Consider the following 8,782-nt stretch of genomic DNA (forward strand, 5'->3'; position numbering starts at 1 on the left):
CTGCGGGCTGCCACGCTGTTTATCTCTTACAGCTATTACAAAGCAGCCGGCCATTTCTTTTTATAGGGCGTATTTCCGATCTTGATTTCCTGAGCGGAAACCACGATTTCGGTAGTCATCGGTTCGTCTCCCGAAGCTCTGAATTTCTCTTTGTAGCGAATGCAATATCCCTTAGTAAAACTGATTGATTTCATTCGGCTCATTCCGTCTCGTTTGTAGAAAATCAGTTTGCCGTCTTTTACCTGAGTATTACTTATCGCCCAATCAGAAAATTGATCTTTCATATCGGTCTCCACCACCACGCGAATCTCTCCGCCCTTGGCATTGGTAGCCGGTTTGCTGTTGTGGTCGGTACCCTTCTCTACCAGAATATCGTATTCCAAAATGGTGTATGACGCATCGTCGATCTCTAACTTTGCAAGAAAACTCATAAGTATTGCTATTAAATACGGTTGCGATCCCTCAACAGTAATTGAATAGGATCAGTAATGTGTTAAAGAGAAGCAAAGGAGATAATACTGAAATCATCTCCTTTACTGTTATTTTAAAATTCCTTTCAGGATTACACCCACTCGTTGATGTGCTCACCACCACCGGTATTCAGCAGTCGGCAAGATACCGTAAAGGTTTCAGTAAGCGGATTGTCTCCAGAAGCGTCGAAGTTTTCCTTGTACTTCACCAAATATCCTTCGGTAAAATCTACTTCTTTAAGTTTAGCATCGGTATCGCGCTTAAAATAAGTGATAGTACCGTTTTTGCGTTCGAAGTTGTTGGTCATCCACTCGAAGAAAAAAGAATCTGCAGTAGATTCTACTGTAAAGTAAATACGTCCACCTCGTGTTACTGAAGAAGGACGCCCGGTGGCATCTACTTCCTGAGCAAGGTCGTAATTTACACTCAAAATGTTTACGGTTTTTCCGCCTACTGTCAATGTTGCTTTAAATGACATAATACTAAAAATTTAAGGTTAATAAAAATACCTGACAAAAATTGATTTATTTACTCCTGCAAGATATTACAAGGCATTCCTACAAACAAAATTTTAAGTATTAAGAAAACGTTTCGTTTTATCGTCTGTTAAGTAAACAAAAAATTAATTAATGCGAATTGATGTTTTTTAGGAGAAACTCACTTTAATTCACCGACTAAATATCATAATTTTATCGATAAAATCAGTTTAATGGCACAAGAAAATTTTAAGTCGAGAAGGTTATTTGTACAGCAGTCGGCACTATCGCTCTTAGGGCTTAGCATATTGCCTGCCTGGAAAATATCGCCCTACATCGAAACAATACGTGATGAAAAGACCATCAGATCTATCTCCTACAATGTGTTTAACGGCTGTATAGGCTACAAAGGTATCAACGGACGCCAGCTGCCTCCTGGCGAACAGAGCATATTGGTAAAAACCGCGAGAAACCTCGGGCAAATTCCAATTCGCATCGCTCAAGAATTGGCACTATACCAACCAAACATCATCAATTTTTCGGAAGCACCTGACGAAAAAATCGTAGCACTTATGGCCGATATACTCGATATGAACTATGTCTTTTTCTCGGGAGGTCAAAATGGAGCAGGGCGATTTCCGGGTGCTATTCTCACCAATTATGAGATATTGAGTTCAGAAAACAGACCCTTTGCGAGCAAGGATACTGATCATAAAGAACTATTTACAAGGCATTGGGGAAAAGTCAAACTTCTACTGCCCAACGGCAAATCTCTTATTGTACACTCAGCTCATTTATGGCCTTTTCACAAAGAAGAAAATGACACCAAAATACGCTTAAAGGAAATAGCCGCAATACACGATAGTGTAAATAGCGATTTAGCCGACGATGTAGACAGTGTCATCCTTCAAGGTGATTTAAATCACCCACCTAATACTGTAGAATACGAGCATTTGAACAGCGGAAAATTGGTCGACATGTTTAAAACAGCGGGTAAGGGTGACGGTTTTACTACCAATGCCATCAAGCCCTACAAAAGGCTCGATTATCTGTATTGCGCCGGGGCGCTTTCTGAACAAATAAAAGAATATCGCGTTTTGTTTGAGGGAAACTTCAGGATGAATAACGATGACCCAAACGGCTTTGCACTGAGTGATCACCTTCCGGTACTCGCTGATTTTTGGTTAAATACTCGATAAAGTTATTAGCTCATACCGTGGCCTGAAGTCTGACCATCATCTTCTCTGTGGTGATCCTGATCGTTTTGCATAAACTTTTGTTCGAGTTCTTGCTGAAACTCTTCCATAACCGGTTTTACAGTACTCTCGGGCAGGTCGGCTATGCGAATATACATCAAGCCGTCCACCGAATTGTTAAATAGTGGGTCTACGTTAAATGCAATTACTCTGGCATTCTGTTTTATATACTTTTTGATAAGTACCGGGAGCCTTAGATTTCCCGGTTCTACCTCATCTATAATCCGATCGAACTTATTCAAGTCGGCCTCAGTTTCATCAAAAACAAAATCTTTATCGGCATCTTTTAGCTTTACCTTAAACTCCTTTTTGGGTTTGATGTACTGCGCTATATACGGATCGTAGTAATTCGACTTCATAAATTCGATCATCAGCGATTTTGAAAAGTTGGAAAACTGATTGCTGATACTCACTCCTCCTATCAGGTATTTGTGTTGTGGATACCTCAGGGTAGTGTGCACTATTCCCTTCCACAACAAAAAGAGCGGCATGGGTTTTTGTTGGTATTCTTTGATGATAAACGCCCTTCCCATCTCTATCGATTCACTCATCATTTTGTACAGCTCGGGTTCAAAGCGAAACAGATCTTGCAGATAAAATCCGTCTATACCGTATTTTGCAAAAATTTCTGAACCCATTCCCATCCTATAAGCTCCGACTATACTTTTTGCAGCGTTGTCCCACAAAAACATATGGTGGTAATAGGTGTCGAAGTGATCTAGGTCTACCGCCTGGTTTGTCCCCTCACCTATCTCCCTAAAGGTAATTTCTCTCAAGCGTCCTATTTCCTGTAAAATATGTGGAATCCTTTCAGACGGTGCCAGAAACACCTCGTAATTTTTACTCGACAACAGCCTAAAATCATTTTCTCTAAGTATATTCACTTCACCATCCATAAGTTCAGAACTCACACCAGTTATAATTTTTTTTGGTGCTTTAGCGAGTTTCAACGAACCTGGAACCTTGTTGAGCAAACTCTCTTTGGCATACGGATTGGACAACATATAGGTCTTTTTGCGAAGAAACTCAGTAAACTCGTCTAGCGATTCGATTTCCTGCTGAGTTTCTACAGAGATAGGCCTCCCAATACGCACCTTGATTACTCTCTTTTTCTGAGTGAGTAGTTCAGAAGGCAATTTGGCTGTGCGCAGCGTATCGCTAATCTTTGCCAGTCTGTAAAAAAGACGGCTGTTCTTAGCGTGAAAATATATCGGAATAACCGGTACTTCGGCCTTTTTTATGAGTTTCATCGCGGCCACTTCCCAAGGGCGGTCTACAATCAGTTTTCCATCGCGATAGGTAGACACCTCTCCGGCCGGAAATACCCCCAGCGGATGCCCTTCCCTCAAGTGGTAGATAGCCTGCTTAAATCCGATCATACTCGATTTGGCGTCCTTGTGATCTTCAAACGGATTAACGGGCATGATATACGGCTTCATCGGTTCGATGCGATGCAACAGAAAATTGGCCATAATCTTGTAATCCGGTCGTTTTTCAGACAGCAAACGAAGCAGTAGTATACCGTCTATACCTCCCAAGGGATGATTGGATATAGTGATATAACTCCCGTCTTTCGGAAGGCGTTTTAAATCTTCTTCGGGAATTTCAAACCGAATTTGAAACTCCTCAAGTATGGCATCGAGAAATTCTGTACCGCTGAGATGTCTGTTCCTGTCGTATATGCGATTCAGTTTAGATATCTTGAGCAATTTCATCAAAAACCAACCCATCAAAGTACCGAATATTCCGTATTTGTCTACATGAATAGCTTTGGCAACTTCCCTTGCGGTTACTAATCCCATCTGTTAATAGTTAAGCTAAATACAAATATAACCAAATAGTTTAATAGTTTTAAAAAGGAAAAAGCACAGGTTTTACAGAGGGGTAACACTACAGCCTGAGGTAGTCTCATAACTAAAAACACCTCCTTGTTTGAATAAACTATACCTATTTCAACAATCAGATCTCAGAAAGAAACCGACAGTAACTCCTCGCCCAGTTCGTGTATTGCCTTTTCGATTTGCCGTACGCGGTATTCAGAAGCATTTGCCCTTCCGGTGACATATTGCCGCATTAAAGAAGCGTTGATATGTGCCTTTTCCGCTATCGCAGTAATTTTAACCTCCGGAACCAGTTTAAAGAAAGATTTCATATCCATATGGTACACAAAACCCTTTCGCTTTTTGACTTCGGCTACCCAATCTTCATTTTCCGATTCTGCCACTTCAATATAATCGTCAAAAGCAATTTTTAAGTTCTGTTTTAACTCCTGTAATGAATTCCCAAAAGTAGATACTACACCCGGTATATCCTGAGTAGTTCCCCAATAAGTTCCATCGTCTGCTTTCTCTACAAATACTTTTATATACGTTGCCATAGTGTTATCGCTTATTGTGATTGCATTAAACAAGAATTCTTTGATAGTGGAAAGGCTATTTTAATCCTGCTTGTTTTAAGATGGAATCTACAGTACCTTTCGGAATATCGGTATAGTAACAATCCCTTTCTTCTCAGCATGTTTAAAATGGTGATGGCTACCTTTTGTTCTCACCAAATACTAGCCGTCCTCTTCAACCATTCTTATCAAAGACCTCGATTTCATTCTCCGAAGATATAACAATTTAGTTATATAACAAAATAGTTATGTTTTTTATTGCTATTTTCACCTCTATATGCAATGACAAGTCCAAAAAACAAAAAACCTCACAATAATAATACTATTGCGAGGTTTTTTGTAATCTGGGTGGAAGACCGGTCTCGAACCGGCGACCTTCGGAACCACAATCCGACGCTCTAACCAACTGAGCTACAACCACCATTTATTTGCGGATGCAAAGGTAAACTATTCTCTCCTATTTGCAAATAAAAAGGTGAAAATTATATCAGATTGTCAAGTGATTTTACAGCAATGGTGCGCTCTGCGGTAAAACCTTCGGCATAATCTACACCTACGAGCCTCCCGAGGTCGCGAGCTCGGTATTCTATACTGTCTAAGAAATTCTGACTAGTAATCGGGGTTTCCGGTTCTTTGCTGTCCGGATCAAAAAACTGTGATCCATAAGCCATTACGGCTTCTTTCTTTAATTTTATAAAATCGCCCACATCAACGGCCACATCGGGAGTGATATGTTGCCATTGTATATAGTGATATACCCAGCGCGGTCTCCATGCTTGCTGACCGGTATCTATCTTAATCAGTCCACTTAAAAAACAGGCATCGCTAGTCAGCTTACTCCCCTTGCCGTGATCGATATGTCTGTCTTCTACAGCATTGCACAAAACCGTATCCGGACGGTATTTTCGCAATATTTTGATAATACCCAGTTGGTGTTCTCTGTCGTTTACAAAAAAACCATCAGCATATCTGAGGTTTTCGCGTACCGATACCCCTAGTATCTCTGCCGCTTTAGCCGCTTCTTTTATCCGCAATTCTGCCGACCCTCGAGTGCCGAGTTCTCCCCTCGTAAGATCTAGTATTCCCACTTTTTTTCCTTCTGCTACTGCTTTGGCTATAGTAGCTCCACAACCGAGTTCTACATCGTCGGGATGTGCGCCGATAGCCAATATATCGAGTTTTACCATTTATATTTCTTTGGTTAACAAATGCAATTGTATCAATAGAACTTATTTCAGCTTTAACGCCGCTGTTTTTTCAAGGGCATTTTCTAAGTCAGCTATCAAGTCGTTCTTATCTTCTATCCCCACCGAAAACCTCAGCAGTCCATCTGCTATACCTTGTGCCTTTCGCTCTTCAGCAGAGAGCAGCGCGTGAGAGGTAAGTGTAGGCGAAGTTATAGTACTTTCTACCCCAGCCAGGCTCATAGCAGGTTTTACCAGTCGGAGTTCTTTCATAAAAGCACTGGCATCGAGCCCTTCCCGAAGTTCAAAAGAGAGCATTCCGCCAAAACCTTTCATCTGTCTTTTGGCCAGCTCGTAGTCTGGGTGACTCTTGAGTCCGGGATAGTACACCCTACTCACATCAGGATGTTTTTCCAAAAACCTAGCCAGTTTTCTGGCATTTCTGTTTTGTGCCTTTACGCGAATTCCCAGTGTTTTGATGCTTCGTTCCAGTAGCCATACGGTATAGTCGCTCAGTGTTCCTCCCAGGTTCATTCCCAGTTTACGTATGCGATCTATATGCTCCTGTGAGCTTGCAACAGCCCCCGCGAGTATGTCACTGTGCCCTCCGAGATATTTGGTAGCACTGTGTATCACCACATCCACTCCGAGATTGAGAGGATTCTGGTTTACCGGACTGGCAAAGGTATTGTCTATCAAAGTGACTAACCCTCGCTTTGCCGCAATGTTAGAAACAGCTTCAATATCGGTTATGGTAAGCAGCGGATTGGAAGGGGTTTCTAAATAAATCACCTTGGTATTGTCTCGTATACATTCTTCAAAATCGGCCGACTTCCACCCTTTAGTAAAGGAGTACTCTATTCCGAAGTTTTCAAACTCTTCAACAATCAGATTAAAGGTTCCTCCATACAGGGTTTGCTGCAGTACCACATGGTCTCCCTTTTTTAGGAAAGTTAGTAGTGCGGTGCTTATAGCCGCCATTCCACTGCCAAAAACAAGGGCAGCCTCTGCCTGCTCTAAGGCGGCGATTTTTTTGGCCAATGCCAATTGGTTTGGGGTATTGAAATAACGCGGATAGCGCTTGATGTCTACATCTTCAAAGGCGTAGGCAGTAGACATATACAGGGGAGATACCACGCCTTGGTGTACCGTATCGCTCACTTCCCCTTCGTGGGTGCACAGGGTATTGATACCCATACTTTTATCACTCATAATCTTATTAGAAATAGGTAAAGAAACTCGTGTTAGGGTTTTGCTTCAATCCAATCTGTTACACTCTTGTCGTCGGGAAGTGTTTTGGGCGGAATCACCTTGGCCAAATGCCCATCCGTATCGATCAGATACTTTTGAAAATTCCACTGTACCTCAGAATCCTCCAATCCGTTTTTTGCCTTTTCTGTGAGAAACTGATAAACGGGATGCATATCACTCCCCTTAACCGATATCTTGGCCATCATAGGAAATGTCACTCCGTAGTTCTGCTCGCAGAATGCAGCAATCTGCTCATTGCTTCCCGGTTCTTGTCCGCCAAAGTTATTTGCTGGGAAACCGACAATGGCAAAATTGCTGTTTTTATACTTGTCATACAGTTCTTGAAGTACTTCGTACTGTGGGGTGAGTCCGCATTCGCTGGCTGTGTTGACCACCATTATCTTCTTCCCTTTGAGCGTGGAGAAATCAAAACTTCCTCCGTAAAGGTCTTCTACCTTAAATTGATAAATGTCTTCTTTTTTCATGGCCTTGTTATTTTGTGCAAAACTTATACTATAGCAACACAATAAGCTTAATATCAACAGTTGTTTCATAAGATCAAAAATTTACATCGAAGATACTACATAAAATAAAAACTCTTTGGGTATTTTGCTCATAAATCTATCATAAATTCTATCTGAAGAACATCTTAACTTTTTAGTATCAATTTCTTTATTAAGAATTTACTATTGTCCCTCTTCCTGTACACTGAATCACGTACTGGTTTGATCTGTTTTTTAACTGCAATTCCTGTGGTACAGTATAGAAGCTGTCCAGCAAACCCCAAGCTCAAACAGATGTATGCCACCTTGGCTCTTGACCACCAGATGGCCAAGGAGATCATCGAAAAAAAGCTCTAAAGCCCTGCAGAAAGCGAATGATTGCCAAAGAACTTATTCATTACGGCATCTGTAGGGCGTGCCGTGTACTCAACATGAGTAAGAGTGTTTATTATTATAGGCCTTTGCCCAAGGATGATAGCGAGATAGAACAAGCCTTGCAACAAAAGGTAAAGGAACATTCAGAGGAAGGTTTTTGGAAGGCCTATGACCGGTTACGCGAAGAGGGAAAACCCTGGAACCACAAGCGTATGCATAGGGTCTATGTGGCACTAGGGCTCCCCTTGCGCAGAAAGGTGAAGAAACGCTTGCCTTCCAGAACAAAAGAACCCCTGGAGATTCCCAGCGAGCTTAACCATACCTGGAGTATGGATTTTGTAACAGACGTCTTAGAAAACAAAAGACGCTTTAGGGCATTTAATATAATTGATGATTTTAACAGAGAGGCACTCCATATTGAGGTCGACTTCTCACTGACGAGCAACCGCGTGGTATGGGTGCTCAACCACCTTATTAACAAAAAGGGCAAGCCCAAAAAGATACGGATGGATAACGGACCTGAATTTATAGCCAAGATCGCCTCGGAATGGAGCATGATGCACGATATCGAATTCAAATATATACAGCCGGGGAAACCCACGCAAAATGCGTTTGTGGAAAGGTTCAATGGAAGTTACAGAAGAGGTGTGCTAAACAAATACATCTTTGAAAACATAGACCAAGTAAGAGAACAGACACATATCTGGATGCATGATTACAACCATCACCGCCCACACGATGGGCTGGGTAAAATCCCGCCAATAAAATATGCGGAACTTAATTCTCTTGGGGCTAGCCCCAAGAGAATTAAAAACAATAAGTTTGTAGAAGTATTAGAAGAATGAACAGTTCTATTTAGGGGAAGCTTACA

The 8,782-nt window shown here is 41.6% G+C and carries 9 protein-coding genes, 1 tRNA gene and 1 pseudogene; 2 read left to right on the plus strand and 9 right to left on the minus strand.

Annotated features, from left to right (window positions below; genetic code table 11):
* Positions 1-35 precede the first annotated feature (35 nt).
* Positions 36-431 carry a type VI secretion system tube protein TssD gene (tssD, locus tag ACYZZR_RS12425; protein WP_461534335.1) on the minus strand — a complete coding sequence of 132 codons (396 nt, stop codon included), beginning with the start codon at positions 429-431 and terminating at the stop codon, positions 36-38.
* Between the two features lie 131 nt (positions 432-562).
* On the minus strand, positions 563-949 hold the full coding sequence (gene tssD, locus ACYZZR_RS12430; RefSeq protein ID WP_461534336.1) for a type VI secretion system tube protein TssD: 387 nt from the start codon (positions 947-949) through the stop codon (positions 563-565).
* Positions 950-1,180: 231 nt separating this feature from the next.
* Here tssD (ACYZZR_RS12430) and ACYZZR_RS12435 point away from each other — a divergent pair, with 231 nt between their 5' ends.
* Positions 1,181-2,146 (plus strand): endonuclease/exonuclease/phosphatase family protein, encoded by a 966-nt coding sequence (locus tag ACYZZR_RS12435; RefSeq protein ID WP_461534337.1) that lies wholly within the window; start codon positions 1,181-1,183, stop codon positions 2,144-2,146.
* Between the two features lie 5 nt (positions 2,147-2,151).
* Here ACYZZR_RS12435 and ACYZZR_RS12440 read toward each other — a convergent pair whose 3' ends face one another.
* The 7 genes from ACYZZR_RS12440 to ACYZZR_RS12470 all read right to left on the minus strand — a co-directional run bounded on the left by ACYZZR_RS12440 (position 2,152) and on the right by ACYZZR_RS12470 (position 7,587).
* Complete coding sequence (locus tag ACYZZR_RS12440) at positions 2,152-4,005, minus strand: GNAT family N-acyltransferase (protein WP_461534338.1); 1,854 nt, start codon at positions 4,003-4,005, stop codon at positions 2,152-2,154.
* A gap of 164 nt (positions 4,006-4,169) precedes the next feature.
* Entirely contained in the window at positions 4,170-4,580 is a 411-nt protein-coding gene (locus ACYZZR_RS12445) for a type II toxin-antitoxin system HicB family antitoxin (protein ID WP_461534339.1), read from the minus strand.
* Positions 4,581-4,667: 87 nt separating this feature from the next.
* Positions 4,668-4,754: a type II toxin-antitoxin system HicA family toxin gene (locus tag ACYZZR_RS12450; RefSeq protein WP_461534343.1), complete on the minus strand. Its 87-nt coding sequence runs from the start codon at positions 4,752-4,754 to the stop codon at positions 4,668-4,670.
* A 190-nt stretch (positions 4,755-4,944) separates the two neighbouring features.
* A tRNA-His gene (locus ACYZZR_RS12455) sits at positions 4,945-5,020 on the minus strand.
* A gap of 60 nt (positions 5,021-5,080) precedes the next feature.
* A complete protein-coding gene (gene bshB1 / locus ACYZZR_RS12460; RefSeq protein ID WP_461534340.1) occupies positions 5,081-5,785 on the minus strand; it encodes a bacillithiol biosynthesis deacetylase BshB1 in 705 nt (234 codons plus the stop codon).
* 42 nt (positions 5,786-5,827) lie between these two features.
* Positions 5,828-6,994 (minus strand): trans-sulfuration enzyme family protein, encoded by a 1,167-nt coding sequence (locus ACYZZR_RS12465; RefSeq protein WP_461534341.1) that lies wholly within the window; start codon positions 6,992-6,994, stop codon positions 5,828-5,830.
* A 32-nt stretch (positions 6,995-7,026) separates the two neighbouring features.
* The gene (locus ACYZZR_RS12470) at positions 7,027-7,587 is read right to left on the minus strand and encodes a glutathione peroxidase (protein ID WP_461534342.1); all 561 of its coding nucleotides are present in this window, start codon (positions 7,585-7,587) and stop codon (positions 7,027-7,029) included.
* A gap of 225 nt (positions 7,588-7,812) precedes the next feature.
* Between ACYZZR_RS12470 and ACYZZR_RS12475 the strand changes: the two are divergent.
* Positions 7,813-8,756 (plus strand): annotated as a pseudogene (locus ACYZZR_RS12475) (IS3 family transposase); the annotation flags it as partial.
* Positions 8,757-8,782 lie beyond the last annotated feature (26 nt).

This window comes from Sinomicrobium sp., from assembly GCA_029266035.1.
GTDB lineage: Bacteria > Bacteroidota > Bacteroidia > Flavobacteriales > Flavobacteriaceae > Sinomicrobium.

Bases quoted from the DNA above. Each gene is read 5' to 3' on its own strand.
- tssD (WP_461534335.1), bottom strand. From the start codon at position 431: ATGAGTTTTCTTGCAAAGTTAGAGATCGACGATGCGTCATACACCATT.
- tssD (WP_461534336.1), bottom strand. From the start codon at position 949: ATGTCATTTAAAGCAACATTGACAGTAGGCGGAAAAACCGTAAACATT.
- ACYZZR_RS12435 (WP_461534337.1), top strand. From the start codon at position 1,181: ATGGCACAAGAAAATTTTAAGTCGAGAAGGTTATTTGTACAGCAGTCG.
- ACYZZR_RS12440 (WP_461534338.1), bottom strand. From the start codon at position 4,005: ATGGGATTAGTAACCGCAAGGGAAGTTGCCAAAGCTATTCATGTAGAC.
- ACYZZR_RS12445 (WP_461534339.1), bottom strand. From the start codon at position 4,580: ATGGCAACGTATATAAAAGTATTTGTAGAGAAAGCAGACGATGGAACT.
- bshB1 (WP_461534340.1), bottom strand. From the start codon at position 5,785: ATGGTAAAACTCGATATATTGGCTATCGGCGCACATCCCGACGATGTA.
- ACYZZR_RS12465 (WP_461534341.1), bottom strand. From the start codon at position 6,994: ATGAGTGATAAAAGTATGGGTATCAATACCCTGTGCACCCACGAAGGG.
- ACYZZR_RS12470 (WP_461534342.1), bottom strand. From the start codon at position 7,587: ATGAAACAACTGTTGATATTAAGCTTATTGTGTTGCTATAGTATAAGT.